This is a genomic window from Wolbachia endosymbiont (group A) of Trypoxylon clavicerum (assembly GCF_947251665.1).
GTDB lineage: Bacteria > Pseudomonadota > Alphaproteobacteria > Rickettsiales > Anaplasmataceae > Wolbachia > Wolbachia pipientis.
This window is the reverse complement of sequence record NZ_OX366374.1, coordinates 569,324-589,737: the sequence shown is the minus strand read 5'-3', so window position 1 is coordinate 589,737 and position 20,414 is coordinate 569,324. Positions and strand designations below refer to the sequence as shown.

Annotated in this window: 18 protein-coding genes and 2 pseudogenes; 8 read left to right on the top strand and 12 right to left on the bottom strand. The window is 35.4% G+C overall.

Going from position 1 to position 20,414, the window contains the following annotated elements:
- Positions 1–265 precede the first annotated feature (265 nt).
- The 4 genes from OPR60_RS03020 to OPR60_RS03005 are packed head-to-tail and all read left to right on the top strand — an operon-like array spanning position 266 to position 3,699.
- Positions 266–1,249 carry an NAD(P)H-dependent glycerol-3-phosphate dehydrogenase gene (locus OPR60_RS03020; RefSeq protein ID WP_006280098.1) on the top strand — a complete coding sequence of 328 codons (984 nt, stop codon included), beginning with the start codon at positions 266–268 and terminating at the stop codon, positions 1,247–1,249.
- Positions 1,250–1,268: 19 nt separating this feature from the next.
- The gene (locus OPR60_RS03015; RefSeq protein ID WP_006279290.1) at positions 1,269–1,751 is read left to right on the top strand and encodes a phosphatidylglycerophosphatase A family protein; all 483 of its coding nucleotides are present in this window, start codon (positions 1,269–1,271) and stop codon (positions 1,749–1,751) included.
- On the top strand, positions 1,741–2,520 hold the full coding sequence (locus OPR60_RS03010) for a GNAT family N-acetyltransferase (RefSeq protein WP_265040009.1): 780 nt from the start codon (positions 1,741–1,743) through the stop codon (positions 2,518–2,520). The genes OPR60_RS03015 and OPR60_RS03010 overlap by 11 nt, the downstream gene beginning before the upstream one ends.
- Before the next feature lie 42 nt (positions 2,521–2,562).
- Positions 2,563–3,699, top strand: a complete 1,137-nt coding sequence (locus OPR60_RS03005) for a transcriptional regulator (RefSeq protein WP_065094692.1) — start codon at positions 2,563–2,565, stop codon at positions 3,697–3,699.
- Between the two features lie 3 nt (positions 3,700–3,702).
- On the opposite strand, the gene OPR60_RS03000 is transcribed toward OPR60_RS03005, so the two are convergent.
- The 7 genes and pseudogenes from OPR60_RS03000 to OPR60_RS02965 form a co-directional block, all read right to left on the bottom strand.
- Positions 3,703–4,491: a succinate dehydrogenase iron-sulfur subunit gene (locus OPR60_RS03000; protein WP_265040008.1), complete on the bottom strand. Its 789-nt coding sequence runs from the start codon at positions 4,489–4,491 to the stop codon at positions 3,703–3,705.
- 86 nt (positions 4,492–4,577) lie between these two features.
- Positions 4,578–5,030 (bottom strand): rRNA maturation RNase YbeY, encoded by a 453-nt coding sequence (gene ybeY / locus OPR60_RS02995; RefSeq protein WP_265040007.1) that lies wholly within the window; start codon positions 5,028–5,030, stop codon positions 4,578–4,580.
- 384 nt (positions 5,031–5,414) lie between these two features.
- Positions 5,415–5,813, bottom strand: a complete 399-nt coding sequence (locus OPR60_RS02985; protein WP_065094695.1) for an EVE domain-containing protein — start codon at positions 5,811–5,813, stop codon at positions 5,415–5,417.
- On the bottom strand, positions 5,813–7,009 hold the full coding sequence (gene ftsZ, locus OPR60_RS02980) for a cell division protein FtsZ (protein WP_010962790.1): 1,197 nt from the start codon (positions 7,007–7,009) through the stop codon (positions 5,813–5,815). The genes OPR60_RS02985 and ftsZ overlap by 1 nt, the downstream gene beginning before the upstream one ends.
- Positions 7,010–7,255: 246 nt before the next feature.
- Positions 7,256–7,699 (bottom strand): hypothetical protein, encoded by a 444-nt coding sequence (locus tag OPR60_RS02975; RefSeq protein ID WP_265040006.1) that lies wholly within the window; start codon positions 7,697–7,699, stop codon positions 7,256–7,258.
- 84 nt (positions 7,700–7,783) lie between these two features.
- A pseudogene (locus OPR60_RS02970) lies at positions 7,784–8,833 on the bottom strand (YifB family Mg chelatase-like AAA ATPase); the annotation flags it as partial.
- 68 nt (positions 8,834–8,901) lie between these two features.
- Complete coding sequence (locus tag OPR60_RS02965) at positions 8,902–9,603, bottom strand: IS5 family transposase (RefSeq protein ID WP_265039835.1); 702 nt, start codon at positions 9,601–9,603, stop codon at positions 8,902–8,904.
- Positions 9,604–9,785: 182 nt separating this feature from the next.
- Between OPR60_RS02965 and OPR60_RS02960 the strand changes: the two genes are divergently transcribed.
- Positions 9,786–10,598: a transposase family protein gene (locus tag OPR60_RS02960; RefSeq protein WP_406829678.1), complete on the top strand. Its 813-nt coding sequence runs from the start codon at positions 9,786–9,788 to the stop codon at positions 10,596–10,598.
- 43 nt (positions 10,599–10,641) lie between these two features.
- Here OPR60_RS02960 and OPR60_RS02955 read toward each other — a convergent pair.
- Positions 10,642–11,349: pseudogene (locus OPR60_RS02955) on the bottom strand (hypothetical protein); the annotation flags it as partial.
- Positions 11,350–11,486: 137 nt separating this feature from the next.
- On the opposite strand from OPR60_RS02955, the gene OPR60_RS02950 reads away from it, so the two are divergent.
- Complete coding sequence (locus OPR60_RS02950; RefSeq protein ID WP_065095121.1) at positions 11,487–12,842, top strand: phosphomannomutase/phosphoglucomutase; 1,356 nt, start codon at positions 11,487–11,489, stop codon at positions 12,840–12,842.
- Between the two features lie 106 nt (positions 12,843–12,948).
- Here the strand turns inward: OPR60_RS02950 and OPR60_RS02945 are convergent, their stop codons facing one another.
- The 3 genes from OPR60_RS02945 to OPR60_RS02935 all read right to left on the bottom strand — a co-directional run bounded on the left by OPR60_RS02945 (position 12,949) and on the right by OPR60_RS02935 (position 14,979).
- Positions 12,949–13,830 (bottom strand): Rpn family recombination-promoting nuclease/putative transposase, encoded by an 882-nt coding sequence (locus OPR60_RS02945; RefSeq protein WP_265040002.1) that lies wholly within the window; start codon positions 13,828–13,830, stop codon positions 12,949–12,951.
- A 103-nt stretch (positions 13,831–13,933) separates the two neighbouring features.
- Positions 13,934–14,686, bottom strand: coding sequence for an IS5 family transposase (locus OPR60_RS02940; protein ID WP_265039632.1), 753 nt, complete (start codon positions 14,684–14,686; stop codon positions 13,934–13,936).
- 26 nt (positions 14,687–14,712) lie between these two features.
- A complete protein-coding gene (locus OPR60_RS02935; protein ID WP_265040001.1) occupies positions 14,713–14,979 on the bottom strand; it encodes a group II intron maturase-specific domain-containing protein in 267 nt (88 codons plus the stop codon).
- 66 nt (positions 14,980–15,045) lie between these two features.
- On the opposite strand from OPR60_RS02935, the gene OPR60_RS02930 reads away from it, so the two are divergent.
- Positions 15,046–15,798: an IS5 family transposase gene (locus OPR60_RS02930; protein ID WP_265039632.1), complete on the top strand. Its 753-nt coding sequence runs from the start codon at positions 15,046–15,048 to the stop codon at positions 15,796–15,798.
- Here OPR60_RS02930 and ltrA read toward each other — a convergent pair.
- On the bottom strand, positions 15,764–16,801 hold the full coding sequence (ltrA, locus tag OPR60_RS02925) for a group II intron reverse transcriptase/maturase (RefSeq protein WP_265040000.1): 1,038 nt from the start codon (positions 16,799–16,801) through the stop codon (positions 15,764–15,766). The genes OPR60_RS02930 and ltrA overlap by 35 nt on opposite strands.
- 781 nt (positions 16,802–17,582) lie before the next feature.
- On the opposite strand from ltrA, the gene ppdK reads away from it, so the two are divergent.
- Complete coding sequence (gene ppdK, locus OPR60_RS02920) at positions 17,583–20,318, top strand: pyruvate, phosphate dikinase (RefSeq protein WP_265039999.1); 2,736 nt, start codon at positions 17,583–17,585, stop codon at positions 20,316–20,318.
- Positions 20,319–20,414: the final 96 nt, after the last annotated feature.

The window sequence follows — 20,414 nt, the reverse complement described above, 5'->3', positions numbered from 1 at the left end:
AATCAAATTTTTATTAACAAATGATCAAAATTACACTTATTAATTAATAGTAAATATATTGTTCCAAAGTTATATAAATAGATCTAAAATATAATAGACATACCATGATAGTAATAATATTTTTAGTAAATATTGAATTAAAGTTACTATTATTAAAAGAATACTTCGGTTAATAAATATTTAACTATTCTATATGTCTGTGTTATATTTTTAATTTACTTATCCTACTATTTTAAAGTATAAGTAATATTTTCAGGAATATTGTGTGGCAATATCAATTTTAGGTGCTGGTGCATGGGGTACAGCAATCGCAATTTCATTAGGTAGTAAGAAAGATGTGATTTTGTGGACTCGCAATGAAACTACATTTGAATCAATCAACGGGAAAAGAGAAAGTGACAAGCTACCCGGTTGTCGAATTTCTGATAATGTGTCAGTAAAATTGGCTATTGAAGACACAATTAATGCTTCAGTAACAATCCTCGCTGTTCCCACTCAGTCTCTGAGGAAGGTATGTCAGCAATTGCATAATTGTAATCTGAAAAAAGATGTAGCAATAATTTTAGCTTGTAAGGGAATAGAAAAGTCTACATTAAAATTACCTAGTGAAATAGTAAATGAAATTTTACCTAACAATCCTATTGCTATTTTTTCAGGTCCTAGCTTTGCTGTAGAAGTTGCAAGAAAATTACCCTATTCAATGGTTCTTGCATGCCAAAATAACACATTAGGTTCAAAGCTAGTATCAGAGCTGCAACAAGAAAATGTTAAATTGGAGTTTAGTAACGACATTATAGGAGTACAGATTTGTGCAGCGTTAAAGAACGTTTTTGCTATAGCGTGTGGGATTGTTCTAGGTAGTAAACTTGGGTTTAATGCTCATGCAGCATTGATTACGAAAAGTATGAGCGAAATTAAGGCTTTATACTCAGCAAAAATTGGTGACGGTAGTGTGGATATAAATACACTACTTGGGCCAGCATGTCTGGGTGACCTAATTATGACATGCACATCCTTGAATTCAAGAAACTTATCTTTTGGGTTTAAAATAGGTAATAGTGACAATGGCTTTAATGTTCAGCAGATTTTGTCAGAAGGCAAGTCAGTGATTGAAGGTTTTAGCACTGCTGAGTCCATATTTAATTTAGCAGGAAAGCTAAAGATAAAAATGCCTATATGTGAAGCGGTCTATAGATTATTGTATGAAAGCGCCTCTATAGAGGATACTATTTCTGTTCTTATAAGTTAATTTTGTATTTGGATATATTGTGAAATTTTTATATAAATTAATATCAACGTGGTGGCTGTCTGGAACAGTAAAAAAAATGCCAGGTACTGTAGGTAGTTTGGCTTCTTTTCCGCTTGTTCCTGTAATCCTGAGCAACAAAATTTTAGGTGCAGCAATTATTTCTTTTTTATTCTTAATTGGATTATGGTCTACAGGTAATTATATAAAACATTACAAGACTTCATGTGATCCAAAAGAGGTAGTAATTGACGAAGTGGTTGGTCAATTGCTGACGATACTTTTAGTTTCGATATTGTTAAGCCAAGAGATGAATTGTTCTTCATTGTTGTTGTGCTTTTTTTCTTTTAGGTTTTTTGATATAATAAAAACGTGGCCTATAAATTTAATCGATAAAAATACCAAAGGTCCTTTAGGTATTATGCTAGATGACGTTATAGCTGCAATTTTAGCCTGTGTTCTTATAGGAGCCTTTTATTGTTTATTGTTGGTGTATGCAGGATAAAAAAATTTATTATTCAAGCTTAATTGTTCAAAATCTAAAGGATTATATACTGTACACAGCGAATTTATCTGAGTGGGAAGTACACGATGAATTTGATAACATCATATTTACAATAAATGGTACCAGGGAGTCATTATTTAATTTTGTGTTCTGTGGAGATCAATGTACCGAGCTTTCTATACAAAAAACTCTAGATTATCTCAGAACAAGAGATATAGAAGCAACATGGGTAATAAATTCACATATGAAAATAAGAGATATTTTAGAAAAGTGTGAAATAAAACACGTTAGCACACCAAAAAAAGCTTTACTTAATATGAAAAATTACTTTTTACCTGCTGATGTTATTCCAAACTTGAGGTTAAATGCTGTGAATGGTAGCAACCTCTTAGAACAGTTAGATCTACACACTTCTAAAATTTTTTATCATGGCGTTGGAATTGTCAGCACATTTTTTCGCGGATTATCAAATTATGATGATAAGAACTCAAGATTAAGATTTTTTCTTGTAACACTAAATAATGAAATTATTGGGACATGCGGTCTTTATGTTCAAGACAGCGTAGCTGGTTTTTATAGTGATGGAGTTTTACCAATTTACAGGAATCGTGGAATAGGTACCCAAATGGTTTTAGAAAGAATAAAGATAGCTAAACAGATTGAATGCAAATATATAGTAGCACATTGTATGAAATCTTCTGTGAACCTTTATAAGAGATTGGGCTTTCAAATGTTAGGCAATCTTTACTTATATACCTCTTCAGCATAATTCTGAGCGGTTACAAATTTTTACATTTGTTTTAAAAGTGCTATGTTTTTTTTGTATGAAGTGGTTTTAATATTGATTCTAATATTATTCTTTCTCTCTTATTCTAAATTAAAAATTAGTAATAAGATTAAGAACTTACAGCATCAAAATGTTATCATAAATAATTTAATTGATACTGTGAATGATGGGTTTTATATTTGGGATGCAAAAAAACGTATAGAAAAGTTCTCTCCCAATTTACTAATTTTGCTTAATACTGTTTTTTACTCATTTAATGAGTTTGTGAATTTTTTTGAGCAATCAAAAAGCTTAATCAAAAATTTTGTTGAGGCAAAGGAAATAAATAAATCTTTTACTCTAGATTTAAAGTCAAAAGACAGTGAGGTTTATTGCATATGTTACGGTAGAAGCATAATAGATGATTCTAACAATGTGATAGGTGTGCTGTTATGGATAAGGAATGTCTCAGACTGTAAGATAAAGGCTAACGGACTTGAGTTAGAAAATAGTAAGCTTACACAGGAAGTGGAGAGCTATAAAAACGTTTTCAACTCTTTACCATTTCCAATACTAAGATATAACAAGAGTAGAAAGGTGGAATTTTATAACTTGTTTTATGATAAATATGTAGATGGTTCTAAGAAATTTGCTATTACCGGTAGCGCTCATAGCACAAAACCAGGAAGACATGTCATAACTTATAAGAACGAACCTAAGGTTTTCGATTTTGTTAAAATTCCAATACAAGGTTCTGGTAGCATAGTAATGTATGGGAAAGATGTTAGTGATGCAGAGAAATTATATACTGAATTAAACAGTTATTTAGCTACACAGAAAAATTTGCTTGAGAGGTTACCGGTTGCTATAGTAATATATAGTAAGAATCAAAAGCTAAAATTTTATAATAATGCTTTTATAAAAACCTTTCAATTTGACCCAAAATTTTTGGCATCTTACCCAACTTATCACGAAGTTATGCTTTACCTCTTCGAATCTAAAAAGCTTTTAGAAAAAGAGGATTTTCAAACTATTAGTAACCAAAGACATGAGTTGTTCAAAAAATTATTTGAATCGTACGATGATACGATGCACTTCACAAACGGAAAAGCGTTCAGGGTATTAACAATACCCTACGCTTCGGAAGGTTTGCTGTTCTCTTACGAAGAATGCAAAAGATGATACTTAAACTCCTTCTCTCTCTACCATGAGCTGTTTTACTTTCGCTATTGCTCTTGCTGGATTAAGTCCTTTAGGACAAGTTTTTGTGCAATTCATTATTGTATGACAACGATACAACTTGAATGGGTCGTTTAAAACATCAAGTCTTTCACCTGTCTTATTATCACGGCTGTCAGCAATCCATCTGTAGGCTTGTAATAGTATTGCTGGTCCTAAAAATTTATCACTATTCCACCAGTAGCTTGGACAACCAGTTGAACAGCAAGCACATAATATACAGTCGGACAAGCCATCTAATTTTTTTCTATCTTTAGGAGATTGAGAGTATTCTTTATTTGGTAGGGCAGGCTTATCTGCTTGTAACCAAGGTTTAATTGATTTGTATTGCTCATAAAATTGGCTCAAGTCCGAGACTAGGTCCTTTATCACATACATGTGAGGTAATGGATATATTTTTACGTCACCTTTTATATCGTGTATAGATCTAGTACATGCAAGAGTATTGGTTCCGTCAATATTCATGGCACAAGATCCACATATGCCTTCTCTACAAGAACGTCTGAAAGTTAAAGTCGAATCTATTTCATCCTTTATTTTTATTAATACATCAAGTACCATAGGGCCACAACTATCCATATCAATAAAAAATGTGTCTATTCTAGGGTTTTTCTCGTCATCAGCAGACCAACGGTAAATTTGAAATCTTCTGATGTTTTTTACTCTAGCAGGAATAGGATAAATTTTGCCCTTTTGATTAATTTTAGAATTCTTTGGCAAAGAAAACTGAACCATATCACTTACCTTTTATTGTTTATAGCTAAAACCCTTTGTAGATAACATATTTTATTATCATCTACTATATTTTTATTAAATTCCTTTTAAATCGCACACATATTGTAGCCAAGCGAAGCTAAAATCTCTCTTTCTAGATTTTTCATTATAATTTCTTCATCTTTTTTTTGGTGATCATAACCAAGTAAATGCAGTAATCCATGCACTAATATGTGTGCAATGTGAGCAAGAATGGGTATACAATACTCATGCGATTCTCTTTTTATTGTGTCTATTGAAATTGCTATGTCTCCTAAATCGCACTCATTAGACAATTGTTCATACGGAAATGATAGTACGTTAGTTGGCTTATCCATTTCTCTAAATTTTAAATTAAGTTGATGTAGCAAGTCATCATCAGCCAGAGCTATTGATATATTTGGTTTATAGTGGTCTATTTTTAATTCTTTTAGAGAAGCATTGATGATACCTAATACAAAATTTTTAGGATTTTCTATAATGCTGCACCATTTCTTGTCAAGAATATTTACTTCTAACATGAGTGACACATCAGTAAGGGTGTCATGCAAATAGCTGACACTGGAATCCAAAAAAGAAGAGTTATAGACCCTTGTGTCATGTACACAACTGTACGAATATTGTACACTAGAAGGATGTCATCCCAGTGCCTAGACACTGGGATCCAGGAATTTTGATTAGACATCAAGTTAGTGAATATAAAAGTAGCTAATCTTATATTAAAACACAACGGCTTTAATGTGGTTGCATTAAGGCTGGATTCCAGTGTCAAGCACTGGAATGACACCTTTGTGTTTGATGCAAAATCGGCTATAACGTTTAATGCACTGCCTTCGAGACAAATATTCATACAGCTGTGCGTTGCGTGCTGAGATGACATCATTTAGGAACTGAAATGACAGGTATTACACATCACTCATCCTTATTATTTCATTCCATTCAATTTCCGAAACTGGGGCAATTGATAAACGTGGTTGTTTTAATATAGCCATATTTTTCAAAAGTGGGTTTTGTTTTATATTATTTAACGTTACTTGGTTATTTAAAAGTTTCAAAAATTTTACATTCACTAATCCGAACTTGGGATCATTAACATGATAATACTCTTTAAATACTTCAACGATTCCAATTATTGCTTTCTCTTTACCTGTATGATAAAAAAACGCAAGATCGCTTGCTTTCATAATTTTCATGTAATTTTGAGCTTGATAATTGCGCACACCATCCCACTCAACTACCTGCTCCTTTTCCATTTTTTGCCATGAGTATTCACTTGGCTCTGACTTGAGTAGCCAAAATTGCATTATTTTTTTCTTCTTAAGTAAGCTGGTATATCATAGATATTGCTGCCCCACTTAGCTCCTTCGCTTACCTGTTCAGCTGGTTTTGTTTCCAGTGTTTTGTCTTGCGTACTTTCACTTTGACTATATGGCCACTTAAATTTCTCTTTCTCTGAGTCTTCGCTCTGACTTATAGGTGAAGTTTCTGATTTATTATTGCGACCATCAATGCCAGTTGCAAGAACAGAAACTCTAACTCTTCCCTCCATCGCTTGATCAAAAGTAGCACCAAATATTATATTTGCATTTTCATCTACTTCTTCACGCACTCTATTGGCTGCAGCATCAACTTCAAACAGAGTCATATCTCCGCCACCAGTAATGTTAATTAATATTCCTTGCGCACCTTTCATTGATACATTATCAAGCAATGGATTGGATATTGCAGCTTCCGCAGCACTAATTGCTCTATCTTCTCCTTCTGCCTCTCCGGTGCCGATCATCGCTTTGCCCATCTCGCTCATTACTGTTTCTATATCAGCGAAGTCAAGATTAATAAGCCCTGGCATAACCATCAAGTCAGTTACTCCTCTGATGCCAATGTGCAGAACATTATCAGCAAGTTTAAATGCATCAGAAAATGTAGTTTTTTCATTTGCAATTCTAAATAAATTCTGATTTGGAATGACAATAAGTGTATCCACGTATTTTTGCAGTTCTTCAAGTCCAAGTTCTGCAATGCGCATGCGGCGCACACCTTCAAAACCGAACGGTTTAGTTACAACTCCAACAGTCAATATCTTTTTTTCTTTTGGCGCTCTATCCTTAACTGCGGCTCTTGCTTCTCTGGCTGCTTTTGCAATTACCGGTGCTGCACCGGTTCCAGTACCGCCGCCCATTCCTGCTGTGATGAAAAGCATATGACTATCTTTTATATGCTCCATAATCTCATCAATTGACTCTTCTGCTGCACCTTTGCCAACATCAGGCAAAGCACCAGCACCAAGCCCCTTAGTTAAATTAATGCCAAGCTGAATTTTTTTATCACATAACGACTTTTCTAGTGCTTGAGCATCGGTATTTGCGACAACAAAATTCACTCCTTGCAAATTAGATTGGATCATGTTATTCACAGCATTTCCACCAGCACCACCCACTCCCACAACGGTAATCCTTGGGTGTAATATAGGTAACTCCGGCAGACTAAGATCAATAGACATTTAAATTACTCAAATTTAGCGAATTCACTTGATAATAAGTTACCGCTTTTTTAATAATATGCAAATACTTTTCACTTCTATAGGCGTAAACAGTAAACGGGATTTACTTATTCTTAACATTTATACTAATAAGTGCCGTTAATTATAATAACTAGATTCTTAAATGACATCACTTAACCGATGCAAAAAATAGAAAATGTTTACAAAAAGGGACAGAGACTATCCCTTCTTGTTTTGTTGAAGTTATTATATAGCTTCTCCTTTTTCTTTTCCTTTACATGCTTCAAACGCAACATCTTTTAATTTTGAGGCAACTTGATATGTTCCATAAAGAACAGCAGCTGCAGCAATTGCCATTATGGCACCTGCAACACCTGTTCCGATAAATCCAGGTAATGAAGCAGCTATTGCTTGATTTGTTCCAACAAAGTAACTGGCAGTCTTAGCAAGAAACCCAGAAGCTTCTGCTGCACTAACAAAGCCTGCTTTCATATGCATTGCTGTAAAGACAATACTTGCAACTGCAAGCGGAAATAATGCTGTTCTTAACTTATTATCCTTAATATACTGACCAAACCCACCAGCAGCACCTGTAACTCCCCAGTGTTCATTACCAGCTTGTGTGTATCCCTCTGAAATAGCGCGAAAAACACTATGTTCTTGTTCGTAATTATATTTTGTTAATGCCATAACTCTACTCCTTAAATAGAATGTTAAAATTTCATTAAGGGCAGTATACAATGAAACAAATTATCTGTCAAGTAAACTAATTTTTTAATATACCCTTATCCTATAATTCAGCGCTTCAGCAATGTGTGCTCTTTTTACTTCTTCATTTTTTGCAAGATCTGCAATGGTTCTTGCAACTTTTAATACACGTGTGTAGCCCCGATTGGAAATATAATTTTCTTTCAGTACGTATTTTAGCAATTCTAACCCTGCCTGATCTGGTTCAGTAAATTTATTAAATGCTTCACCGCTCACTTCTGCGTTACAACGAACATTCAATTTACTATAACGCTCAGTTTGAATTTTTCTCGCTGTTATTACTCTTTCTCTTATAATCTTGGTACTTTCTCCCTCCACAGAGATTTCAGGAGAGAGTATGCTGACGTTTGGCATTTCAATGCATATGTCTATTCTATCAAGCAATGGTCCTGATATTTTGTTTTTGTAATCTGTGCCACACTTTGGAGCTTTGTTGCACGATCTGCTTGCATCACCTAGATAACCGCACCTGCAGGGGTTCATTGCAGCTATAAGTTGAAAATTGGCTGGATAAGTAATGTGAGCGTTCGCCCTTGCAACGGTAACTTTTCTATCTTCAAGTGGTTGGCGCAGAGAATCAAGCACGAGTCTTGGAAATTCAGGTAACTCATCAAGAAATAACACGCGATTGTGAGCCATGGTAATTTCTCCGGGTTTTGCATTCTTTCCTCCTCCTATCATTGCTGGCATGGAACATGAGTGATGAGGTTCACGAAAGGGGCGAGTTACTTTGAATATTTCATTACCAGTTTTTGTTATGCTGGAAATAATATTAACATCAATCATCTCCTGTTCGGTCAAATCAGGCAGCAACCCTATAAAGCGTTTAGCAAGCATTGACTTTCCAGTACCAGGAGGGCCAACAAGAAGCATATTATGCCCACCTGCTGCTGCAATTTCAGCTGCTCTTTTTGCAACAACTTGGCCTTTAATATCCTTCATATCGGGAACCAATCTTTTTTCTTTGGGTGCATCACTATATTTAAAAATTACTGGCTGAGTTAATTGTTCACCCTTAAAGTGTCTGATAATATCAGTTAATTTCTCTATAGCTAGGCTCTGTGGACAAAATTTTAGAGAAGCCATACAAGAGCTCCAACAAAATTGAGAAAACCAATAAAAACCTAAGCAGTTTTATCAAATCTGGAAAAAATGCGCCTAAAATTTTTAATTTTACCAAAAAAACACTCAATCAAATGACGTTCTTTGTAGATATGCTCATCGTAATACCTTTGCACTTTTCGATTCCGTTTTGGCGGAATAACTACTGTACATCCCTTGTCTTCAAGACTTGTAACAAAGGCATTGCTATCGTAGCCCTTGTCAGCTACTACAGTAGAGTTATAGATACTTTCGGTCAACACTTGTGCCTGCGTAATTTCATTTCTTTGACCAGGAGTCAGAGTAAATTTAAGTGGATTTCCAAGTGCATCGACAAGCGCATGTATTTTAGTTGTAAAGCCACCTTTGCTCCTCCCTAAAGCTTCTTGATCCTTGGAGTTTTTTGTATATCCAGATGAACATGGATGGGCTCGGATGATCGTACCGTCGATTATAGCAACTTCTAAATCAGGCTCTTGTTTAGTATATTCAAGCAATTTTTTCCAGACATCTCTTTCACACCATCTTTTAAATCGCTTATGTATACTCCTGTAATTACCATAAGTTTTTGGTAAAAGTCTCCATTGGCAACCACTTCGCACTATGTACCACACTGCCTCTATGAATATTCTTAAACGTTTTTCATCTTTGCTGTGCATTCCTTTTACGCTTTTTATGAACTCTAAAATTTGTTTCCAATTTTCCTCTTTGATGTAATATTGCATATGGTAGTTTCTCCATTTTTTACCTATTAGGCTAAACTACCATCTTTTTCTCTCTTTTCATATTTTTTGTCCACAGAGCCTAAGACCTGCTGCAAAAGGTGATTGAAAAAATGATGTGAGAGGGGTAGAAGAAGAATAAGCAGATCAAGTAAGGAAAAAAAATGAGCTTTAGTTACTATAATATGAAAAAACACCCAAGAAACTTTCGTAATATAACAGGTTTAAGTATAGAGGAGTTCGAAAAAGTAGTAGAAAAAGTGAGGTCTGGATGGAAAAAACTTGAAAAACAGAAAAAGTGTCATGGTAGAAGATCAAAACTACCAACTCTGGAAGATAAGTTGTTTTGCGTAATTTTGTACTATCGCACTTACATAACACATAGATTTTTAGGATGCCTATTCAATGTGCACAACGCAAATGTATGTAGGTTACTTAAGAGAATAGAGCCATTACTCGCCAAAAAAGTGACTATAACAAAAGATAGAAGTATGACGCCAGAAAAAATACTGAAGATTTTGGCTGATGTTACAGAACAGCAAATACAGAGGCCAGAAGATAGTAAAAAACGGAAGAAATCATATTCAGGAAAAAAAAGAACCAACACTATGAAAACTGAGATTATTATCGAAGAAGGAGGAAGAATTTTATCAGTGTCAAAGTCATACCGTGGTAGAATTAGTGATTTTCGCATAAGGAAACAAGAAAAATATTTACCACTTGATAGCATAAAACATGCTGATTCTGGATATCAAGGTTGGCAAAAATTGCAAAGCAATGTTATAATTCCATATAAAAAGTATCGTAAAAAGCCATTAACTCCAGAGCAGAAAGAGCATAATAGAAGGTTAGCATCATTTAGAATGAGAGTAGAAAATAAGATCCGAGAGATAAAGATATTTAAGATTATGTCGAATGTTTATCGCAATTTTCAGAAAAAATATAACTTGAGGTTCAATATTATTGTTGGTATTGTAAATCTTAAGCACGCCTTTTAGTTAACCTTGATTTTATTCACCCTCCTTTCCTTTTTTTTATCGCTTGATTCGCAGCAGGTCTATTGATAAAAACTTCTTTGTTTTGCTTAACTAATTTTAATATTTCGTCTTTTGTCTCCTTTGGTAATGGATCTGTGAACTTTAAATCACCAAATTTTGGCTCACCAATGACACTTTGTATACCACCAGAATCCAATTTTACAGTCATGCTGCAGTCTATGTTATTACCTTCAGAGTCCTTAGCCTGCCAGTTAATGGTCATTTCACATGAGCTTGAACCAGTAAAATCATAGTGCCTTTCGCTGCCTTTTTTGGTCGCAGTTATTTGACTATCTTTCCCTAAAGATATGTTATAAACCTTACCTTCACTGCTGGCCCTTAAAATATTGCTAATTTCTATTGGTTTTTCTTCATTTTCAAATCTAATTTTGAAGTCATTATCTTTTGTTGAATACGCTAAGAAATTTTGACTAGGCAGAGACGACTTAAGTTCTTTATGCATTGCGTCTATTGATTGCTCAAATTTTTGGAACTCCTTTTCCCACTTTAAATTTATCTGTCCTGTAATGTTTTCATCTTTACGTAAAGGACCAATAAAATACCAGATTAAGTTTTTTTTCTCCAATTGTTTTATAGTCTCCCGAAAGCTGCTGCAAGATTCAATCACATCTAAAATATCCTTTTTCTGCTGTTCATCTACATTTAAACTTTGACCCTCAGCTATAAATACACTTTCATCCTCCTCTGGCATAATTTTATATTTTTAGAGAATATGCTTAAATAGTAATATTTTTAATTTAAAAATTAATTAACAGAAAGCGTAAATTAAATTGAGTATTTGTAGATTCTCCCTATATACTATAAGGTAGTTACCACTTAAGAAGCAGTATGGACAATACCATTATAAGAAAATACGATATTAGAGGTATAGTAGGCAAAGACTTGCAGATTAATGATGGGTACGAAATAGGCAGAAAGTTTGGCCAAACCGTAGCTAATGTTTGTGTCGGCTACGATAGTAGAATAGATTCACCAGGTATAGAAAGAGAATTAATTAGGGGCTTAACTTTATCCGGTGCAAATGTTATACGCGTTGGACTATGCTCTTCACCTATGCTTTACGCTGCAACACAAATCACACAGGCGGATCTTGGTATCATAATAACTGCCTCTCATAACCCCAGCGAATATAATGGCTTTAAATTTTTTAGTAATAAAAAAGTCTTCTCAGATCAAGAAATGAAGGAAATTATAAGCAGTCCAATTAAAAACAGCACAAGAATTGGAAGCTTAATTAACATAAATATATATAGTGAGTACATTAGCATATTGAAAAGTGCAGTGAAGAATAATACTACACAGAAATTAAAAATAGCCTGGGATTGTGGAAATAGTCCAGCCAGTGGAATTATAAGGTATATTGAAAAGATCTTGCCTGGTCATACGCACATCGTAACCAATAACTCTATAGATGGGGCATTTCCACTGCATGATCCAGATCCCATAGAGGAAAAAAATCTCGCTCAATTAATTGACATTGTGAAGGAATATGGATGTGATCTTGGCATTGCGCTAGATGGCGATAGCGATAGGGTGCGCTTAATTGATAATAAAAGCAGTGTTGTTTCCAATGACCATTTATTCATAATTTTTGCACGTGAAGTGTTGGAGGAATATCCAGAAAGCAAAGTTATTGCCAACGTAAAAATGAGCATGAAAGTGCATGATTTTGTTAGTAAGTTAGGAGGGCAAGTTATTACCTGCGCTACTGGACATTCACTAGTTAAGAAGAAGATGGTAGAGGAAGAAGCAAAGTTTGCTGGTGAATTGAGCGGGCACTTCTTCTTTTCTGAGCTAGGTTTTGATGATGGGCTATATTCTGCTGTTAAAGCAGTTGACATTTTGCTTAAGAAAAACCAAAGCCTATCTCAGGTAATTGAGGATTTACCGAAGTTATATATCACTCATGAAGTAAAGATTGTAGTGAAAGATGAGAAAAAATTTCAAATAATTGAATCAATAAAGAAAACACTGGAGAAGCAAAATATTGTATTTTCAGATCTTGATGGTGTTAAAGTAACCGATAATAAAGGTTGGTGGCTTCTTAGGGTATCAAATACGCAAAACTGCATTACAGCAAGATGCGAAGGAGAGACTTTAGAGGGTTTTGAACTTACTAAAAAGGTTTTGTTCCATTACATTGATGAAGCAAGGTCTTTAAATTGTAGCTACTCACAGAAATAAATTTGATTTATAAAATTGACATGAAAGTATAAAGATAAATAGGCTAAATGTACTTATCACCTGGTCAGGCTGCAGCATTATTTCGTGTAACCGTTTGCGGGTCCACTTAATTCTGCAATTCTTTGATCTCACTCATGGAGAGGCCAGTAAACTTAACAATAGTGGTGACATCAACATTATTAGCCAGCATTGTTTTTGCAATTTCAATTTTTCCTTCCTTTTTAGCATCATCAAGTTTTTGTTCAAGAACAGCCCGTTCATCACGAATACGTTTTATTTCCTGTTCGTAGGCAATAAATTCTTTCTCTGACCAGTTGAATCTATTTAGTTCTTCATATGCCTTTTTAATTATTACATCACTACCTATTATCTTTTCCAATTCTTCTTCGCTAGTTTCATCTGCATATTTAAAATAATAGATCCATTTTTCAACTATACTCTCCAATTGGTCTTCTTTAGTTTTAGGAAATTTTGGTAACTCAATAAATGTAAAATAAAAATCTTTTAAATCATGTTCATAGCTATCTTTGTCTAACATTACATGATCTGATTTATATTCAGATTTATTAGGAAAGAGAATACAATCAGCAATAGCTATAAAAATGATTTCTTTAAGATCCTGATATTGATCACCTTTATCAGCTTGCCTTGAATAAGCTTTAGCAGCGTAATATTGAGCGCGTTTTTCAAAGCCTTTAGTTTTGGCAACTTGCATTTCGACTATTACTTGCACCCCATTTTCATCCCTGCAAAGAACATCAACGATACTTTGTTTTTTAGAGGCAATTTCAGCATCTTGAATAGTGCTGAGGAATTCTATTTCTTTTATTTCATCTTTGCCAGTGAACCCCAAAATATCATTGAGAAAGTGAATGAGGATGTCTTTATTTTTTTCAGTACCAAAAATACGCCGGAACGCAAGGAGAGTAGACCAGGAGAACTTCCCTCCTGGCCCCTTCCAGAACCCTACGTGAAACTCGCGCTTCATAAGGCTCCCACTAGTCATTGCCCTAACCCTATACTCAATTTCCAGTGCACAAACAGACTTGGTCTGCTCTTTGCAGTTCTTTCTAGGCTCTGTGGACAAAATTTTAGAGAAGCCATACAAGAGCTCCAACAAAATTGAGAAAACCAATAAAAACCTCAGCAGTTTTATCAAATCTGGAAAAAATGCGCCTAAAATTTTTAATTTTACCAAAAAAACACTCAATCAAATGACGTTCTTTGTAGATATGCTCATCGTAATACCTTTGCACTTTTCGATTCCGTTTTGGCGGAATAACTACTGTACATCCCTTGTCTTCAAGACTTGTAACAAAGGCATTGCTATCGTAGCCCTTGTCAGCTACTACAGTAGAGTTATAGATACTTTCGGTCAACACTTGTGCCTGCGTAATTTCATTTCTTTGACCAGGAGTCAGAGTAAATTTAAGTGGATTTCCAAGTGCATCGACAAGCGCATGTATTTTAGTTGTAAAGCCACCTTTGCTCCTCCCTAAAGCTTCTTGATCCTTGGAGTTTTTTGTATATCCAGATGAACATGGATGGGCTCGGATAATCGTACCGTCGATTATAGCAACTTCTAAATCAGGCTCTTGTTTAGTATATTCAAGCAATTTTTTCCAGACATCTCTTTCACACCATCTTTTAAATCGCTTATGTATACTCCTGTAATTACCATAAGTTTTTGGTAAAAGTCTCCATTGGCAACCACTTCGCACTATGTACCACACTGCCTCTATGAATATTCTTAAACGTTTTTCATCTTTGCTGTGCATTCCTTTTACGCTTTTTATGAACTCTAAAATTTGTTTCCAATTTTCCTCTTTGATGTAATATTGCATATGGTAGTTTCTCCATTTTTTACCTATTAGGCTAAACTACCATCTTTTTCTCTCTTTTCATATTTTTTGTCCACAGAGCCTAGTACCTTAGCTGCTTTGGTTTTGTGTCCTCTCAGCTTTTTGTACTTTGTCTGGAACCACTTTCTGAGTTTCCTATTAAACATTCTTATTATGCTATCTAGTGCAGTTATATGATGCTTCCCGTAATAGTTAAACCATCCTCTCAGGATTGGATTACATATTCGTGATATATCTTCTATTTCCAAGTTTGTTCTTCTAGGCTCTGTGGACAAAAAATATGAAAAGAGAGAAAAAGATGGTAGTTTAGCCTAATAGGTAAAAAATGGAGAAACTACCATATGCAATATTACATCAAAGAGGAAAATTGGAAACAAATTTTAGAGTTCATAAAAAGCGTAAAAGGAATGCACAGCAAAGATGAAAAACGTTTAAGAATATTCATAGAGGCAGTGTGGTACATAGTGCGAAGTGGTTGCCAATGGAGACTTTTACCAAAAACTTATGGTAATTACAGGAGTATACATAAGCGATTTAAAAGATGGTGTGAAAGAGATGTCTGGAAAAAATTGCTTGAATATACTAAACAAGAGCCTGATTTAGAAGTTGCTATAATCGACGGTACGATTATCCGAGCCCATCCATGTTCATCTGGATATACAAAAAACTCCAAGGATCAAGAAGCTTTAGGGAGGAGCAAAGGTGGCTTTACAACTAAAATACATGCGCTTGTCGATGCACTTGGAAATCCACTTAAATTTACTCTGACTCCTGGTCAAAGAAATGAAATTACGCAGGCACAAGTGTTGACCGAAAGTATCTATAACTCTACTGTAGTAGCTGACAAGGGCTACGATAGCAATGCCTTTGTTACAAGTCTTGAAGACAAGGGATGTACAGTAGTTATTCCGCCAAAACGGAATCGAAAAGTGCAAAGGTATTACGATGAGCATATCTACAAAGAACGTCATTTGATTGAGTGTTTTTTTGGTAAAATTAAAAATTTTAGGCGCATTTTTTCCAGATTTGATAAAACTGCTGAGGTTTTTATTGGTTTTCTCAATTTTGTTGGAGCTCTTGTATGGCTTCTCTAAAATTTTGTCCACAGAGCCTAGCAAATTTCCAGCTTCTAATTTCTTTCTTCATCTTGTTCAGACTTTCTTTACTTACAGTTGGAGTAAAGCTTACAAACAGACTACTATCTTTTCTATTTCGTACAAGTCTTTTTCGAAATTCATATCCAAGAAATGTAAATGATACATTCTCATGATTATCCCTTCGTTTTCCATCTTGACAATAGATAATTTTGGTCTTCGTATGTTTTATTTCCAATTTGCAAATCTTCAGTCTCTGTTCAAGTTGACCAAGAATTAGTTGTGCTTGACTCTTGCTTACACAATGTATAACACCATCATCAGCATATCTTGCCCACTTTACACTTGGATATTCTCTTCTCATCCACATATCAAAGCTGTAGTGCATAAATAGGTTGCTTAAGATAGGACTTACTACACCCCCTTGCGGCACCCCACTGAGACGCTTTATTTTTGTCCCATCTTTTTGCTGTATCTCTGCACTTAGCCATCTTTGTATATATAAGAGAACCCACTTATTTGTGGTATGCTTTCTGACTGCTTTCATCAGTAGATTGTGGTCTATGTTGTCAAACATTCCCTTGATGTCGAACTCTATTAACCAATCTTGGTCGAAGCATCGCCTTCTCGTTTTTCCTATGGCATCTAATGCTGACTTATTTGGCCTATAACCATATGAATCCTCATCAAATACCTTCTCAAGTTCTGGTTCTAAAACACTTCTCACCACTTCCTGTGCTATACGATCGGCAACAGTTGGTATCCCAAGTGTCCTTGTTCCTCCTTCTGTCTTAATTATATCACAAGCCTTGACTGCTGGTGGAAAATAACTACCAGAAGATAGCCTATTCCATAGCTTGTAAAGGTTCTTGCTTAAGTCTTGATCAAACTTTTCAATTGTTAGATCATCAATACCTGCTCCTCCTCTGTTTTCTTTAACTCTTTTATAAGCCGAAAACACTAGAGATTTCGGTATATCAAAAGGCTTTGTTCGTTCAATCATTTTCATCCTCCTTCAAGTTGAATGATTTACTAAAGTCGACTAGCTCAACCCCTTCGCTCCATAGTCATTACAACCACTTCTTCACTACTACGAGTTGATCCGCCCCAGTGATTTGCATTGCTACTCTAAAGCTTGAGGATTAGCCTCTTGCTTATCTCGCTTTTCATCAAATCGACTGGTTCCTGCAGTTCCTTATTAAAGCCCAGATCAGACTCGCGCCACCTTTATGCCGAACACCACCTACACAGTAATCAGGTTTCTTGTAAGCTCATTAAGAGGAGAACGACTCACTCCTCCTTTCGATGTTCACTTCCCTTTTCGACACGTTCATCAGTGGTTCACTTACGTTCGCCTTTCTGATCCACACCTTCCAGCTCTTACGCTGATTTTTCCTTAACGCTTATGACCCTATCTCTTAAATAGAGCCACTTAAGGTGGTTTGAAACCTGCTCCTGAAAACCGATTTCGAAGGACCTTCCTTCATCTTCAATAAAGCTTCTCACAAACATTACTTTGTTTGTTACTGCAGCACACCATCATTCTTGGGGTCGAGAAATTTAGAAAGAGCCATAAAAAAATTTTTAAATGTATCTTTATATTATATATTCTTATTGATAATAATTCAATAATTTGTCATCTTTTTTGTTAACTTTACTGATGTTGCCAGAAGGAACGTTGTTGCAAAATTTTGTAAAATTTATTATCCTAAGGTTTCAAGTTCTCACAGGTTTATTGGAACTATATGTACAATGTGTTTATCAGTGAAAATCCGGAGAAAATGATGGGGGAAAAGTTAATACATTACTTTAGCCAGGGTAAATGCGAAGGCAATGCAGAAATGAAAAATCTGCTGGGAGGAAAGGGGGCAAATTTAGCAGAAATGTGCAATGTTGACATTCCTGTTCCACCTGGTTTCACAATTTCCACCTCTGCTTGCAAAGTCTATTATCAAGACAATAGATCTTCTGTCATCCAAGTAGCTGACTACTCGGATCCAGAAAAAAATGTGGTCACGCACTGGAATGACATATGTAGTGGAATCAAAAACTACATGGCGATGCTCGAAAATGACATCGGTTGTAAATTTGGGGATTTAAATAATCCCTTATTAGTTTCAATACGCTCTGGTAGTGTTAGTTCAATGCCGGGCATGCTTGATACTATTTTAAATGTTGGTCTAAATGATGAAACCGTTGTTGGGCTTGCAAAAAAAAGTGGCGAACGTTTTGCTTACGATAGCTACTGCCGTTTCATCATGATGTACTCCAATGTTGTACTACAGCTTGATCATCACCTATTTCAAGATGTTGTTGATAATAAGCAGCAAAAGAGTGGAGCAAAAAGCTTAGCTGATCTTGATGTTGATGTTTTAAAGAGAATTGTTAACGATTTTAAAAAGATAGTATATGAAAAAACTGAGAAACATTTCCCGCAGAACGTTGAAGAGCAATTGTTAAACTCAGTTAATGCAGTATTTACCTCTTGGAAAAATGATAGGGCTGTTTCCTATAGAAGAATACATAATATTCCTGAAAACCTTGGAACAGCGGTCAACGTGCAAGCAATGGTTTTTGGTAATTTAAATGATAATTCTGCAACTGGTGTGATATTTACACGAAATCCTTCAACTGGAGAAAAAAAGCTTTTTGGTGAGTTTTTGGTTAATGCTCAGGGTGAGGATGTGGTTTCTGGTGTTTATACTCCTATGCCAGTTGACGGAGAGCAAAAAAACACCATGGAGAAGTTGCTGCCAAGTGTTTACCTGGAATTATGCGCAGTATGTGAAAAACTTGAGAGGCATTATAAAGACATGCAGGATATCGAATTTACTGTGCAGGACGGTAAGTTATGGATTTTGCAAACTAGGTCTGGCAAGCGTACGGCTGAAGCTGCTATTCGCATAATAGTTGATATGGTAAACGAAGGAACGATTACAAAGGAAGAAGGAATATTGAGAATTGATCCAAAAACTTTTGACAATTTGTTGCATCCAGTTCTTGACGTTAAGAGTGACCAGAAAGTAATAGGGAAGGGACTGCCGGCTTCTCCAGGGGTTGCTTCTGGATATGTAGTGTTTAGTGCAAGTGATGCTGAAAAAGCTGCAGAGCAGGGTAAAAAAGTGATTTTAGTAAGGTCAGAAACGAGTCCTGAAGATATTAATGGAATGAATGCTGCAAGTGGCATAGTAACAGCACGTGGAGGGATGACCTCGCATGCTGCTGTTGTAACTCGTGGAATGGGTAAGCCTTGTATTTGCAGTGTGAGTGGACTTTATATCGATAAAGATGGAACTTTCTTTTCTGTGTGGGATACAAAAGTAAATCAAGGTGAACCAATTACCATCAACGGAGGAACAGGGGAAGTTATGCTTGGCATTCTTCCTACAATTTCACCTGAATTATCGCAAGAATTCAAAACGATAATCAACTGGATAGATGAAATTAAAACGATCAAAGTGAGAGCGAACGCTGATACTCCAAAAGATGCAAAAATTGCAAAAGAATTCGGTGCAGAAGGCATAGGCTTATGTCGCACAGAACATATGTTTTTCGCTAGTGATAGAATCGAATTCATTCAAAAATTGATAATAGCTGATGATGAAAATGAAAGGACAAATGCATTAAATAAACTCGAAGAAATGCAAAGGTCTGATTTCAAAGAAATATTTTCTATTATGGAGGGCAGGGAAGTCACTATACGTTTGCTTGATCCACCTTTGCATGAATTTTTACCCAATAATCAGTCTACTATAGAAAAAATTGCTAAATCACTGAATAAGTCAGTTGAATCAGTAAAAAATAAAATAGCACAGTTATCGGAAAAAAATCCAATGCTTGGCCATCGAGGTTGTAGACTTGCCATTTCTCATCCTGAAATATATAGCATGCAGATTAGGGCAATACTTAGTGCTGCAAGTGAATTAAAGAAAGAAAAGAAGATAGAAGTGGAGCCTGAAATCATGATTCCTTTTATCATGAGCGAGAAAGAATTTATTCTGATATGCGAGCTAGCAAAGAAAGAATCCTCTGTTATCTCAGCTGGGATCCAGACGCAGATTCCAGCGTCACGCGCTGGAATGACATCAGACAAGGCTTATTCAATTGGAACGATGATAGAACTGCCACGAGCGGCACTAATTGCTGATAAGTTAGCAAAACATGCAGAGTTTTTTAGTTTTGGCACTAATGATTTAACGCAAACAACCATGGGACTTTCAAGAGATGATTCAGTTAATTTCCTTGATTCTTATAAGGAAAGCAACATATTCGAAAACGACCCATTTGAAGTGCTGGACATCGAAGGGGTAGGGGAGTTAATCAAGATGGCCATTGAAAGAGGCAAAAAAACCCGAAAAGAAATAAAACTGGGTATATGTGGAGAACATGGTGCAGATCCAGGATCTATAGAGTTTCTCATCGAATCAGGGGTGGATTATGTTTCATGCTCACCCTATAGAGTACCGATTGCAAAGTTAGTGGCAGCACAGTTTAGCATAAAATCTAAGTTTGTTGGGTAAGTGAAAAACATTGGACCGCCTTGTGGAGCTCTATCATTCAAGTGCTCCTTTTTTTGTCATTCCCATGCGTGACACACAATTGTACGAACATCGTGA

Excerpts from the sequence above, each read along its gene's own strand:
- OPR60_RS03010 (WP_265040009.1), top strand. The coding sequence starts at position 1,741 with ATGCAGGATAAAAAAATTTATTATTCAAGCTTAATTGTTCAAAATCTA.
- OPR60_RS03005 (WP_065094692.1), top strand. The coding sequence starts at position 2,563 with ATGTTTTTTTTGTATGAAGTGGTTTTAATATTGATTCTAATATTATTC.
- OPR60_RS03000 (WP_265040008.1), bottom strand. The coding sequence starts at position 4,491 with ATGGTTCAGTTTTCTTTGCCAAAGAATTCTAAAATTAATCAAAAGGGC.
- ybeY (WP_265040007.1), bottom strand. The coding sequence starts at position 5,030 with ATGTTAGAAGTAAATATTCTTGACAAGAAATGGTGCAGCATTATAGAA.
- OPR60_RS02985 (WP_065094695.1), bottom strand. The coding sequence starts at position 5,813 with ATGCAATTTTGGCTACTCAAGTCAGAGCCAAGTGAATACTCATGGCAA.
- ftsZ (WP_010962790.1), bottom strand. The coding sequence starts at position 7,009 with ATGTCTATTGATCTTAGTCTGCCGGAGTTACCTATATTACACCCAAGG.
- OPR60_RS02975 (WP_265040006.1), bottom strand. The coding sequence starts at position 7,699 with ATGGCATTAACAAAATATAATTACGAACAAGAACATAGTGTTTTTCGC.
- OPR60_RS02965 (WP_265039835.1), bottom strand. The coding sequence starts at position 9,603 with ATGCAATATTACATCAAAGAGGAAAATTGGAAACAAATTTTAGAGTTC.
- OPR60_RS02960 (WP_406829678.1), top strand. The coding sequence starts at position 9,786 with ATGAAAAAACACCCAAGAAACTTTCGTAATATAACAGGTTTAAGTATA.
- OPR60_RS02950 (WP_065095121.1), top strand. The coding sequence starts at position 11,487 with ATGGACAATACCATTATAAGAAAATACGATATTAGAGGTATAGTAGGC.
- OPR60_RS02945 (WP_265040002.1), bottom strand. The coding sequence starts at position 13,830 with ATGAAGCGCGAGTTTCACGTAGGGTTCTGGAAGGGGCCAGGAGGGAAG.
- OPR60_RS02940 (WP_265039632.1), bottom strand. The coding sequence starts at position 14,686 with ATGCAATATTACATCAAAGAGGAAAATTGGAAACAAATTTTAGAGTTC.
- OPR60_RS02930 (WP_265039632.1), top strand. The coding sequence starts at position 15,046 with ATGCAATATTACATCAAAGAGGAAAATTGGAAACAAATTTTAGAGTTC.
- ltrA (WP_265040000.1), bottom strand. The coding sequence starts at position 16,801 with ATGATTGAACGAACAAAGCCTTTTGATATACCGAAATCTCTAGTGTTT.
- ppdK (WP_265039999.1), top strand. The coding sequence starts at position 17,583 with ATGGGGGAAAAGTTAATACATTACTTTAGCCAGGGTAAATGCGAAGGC.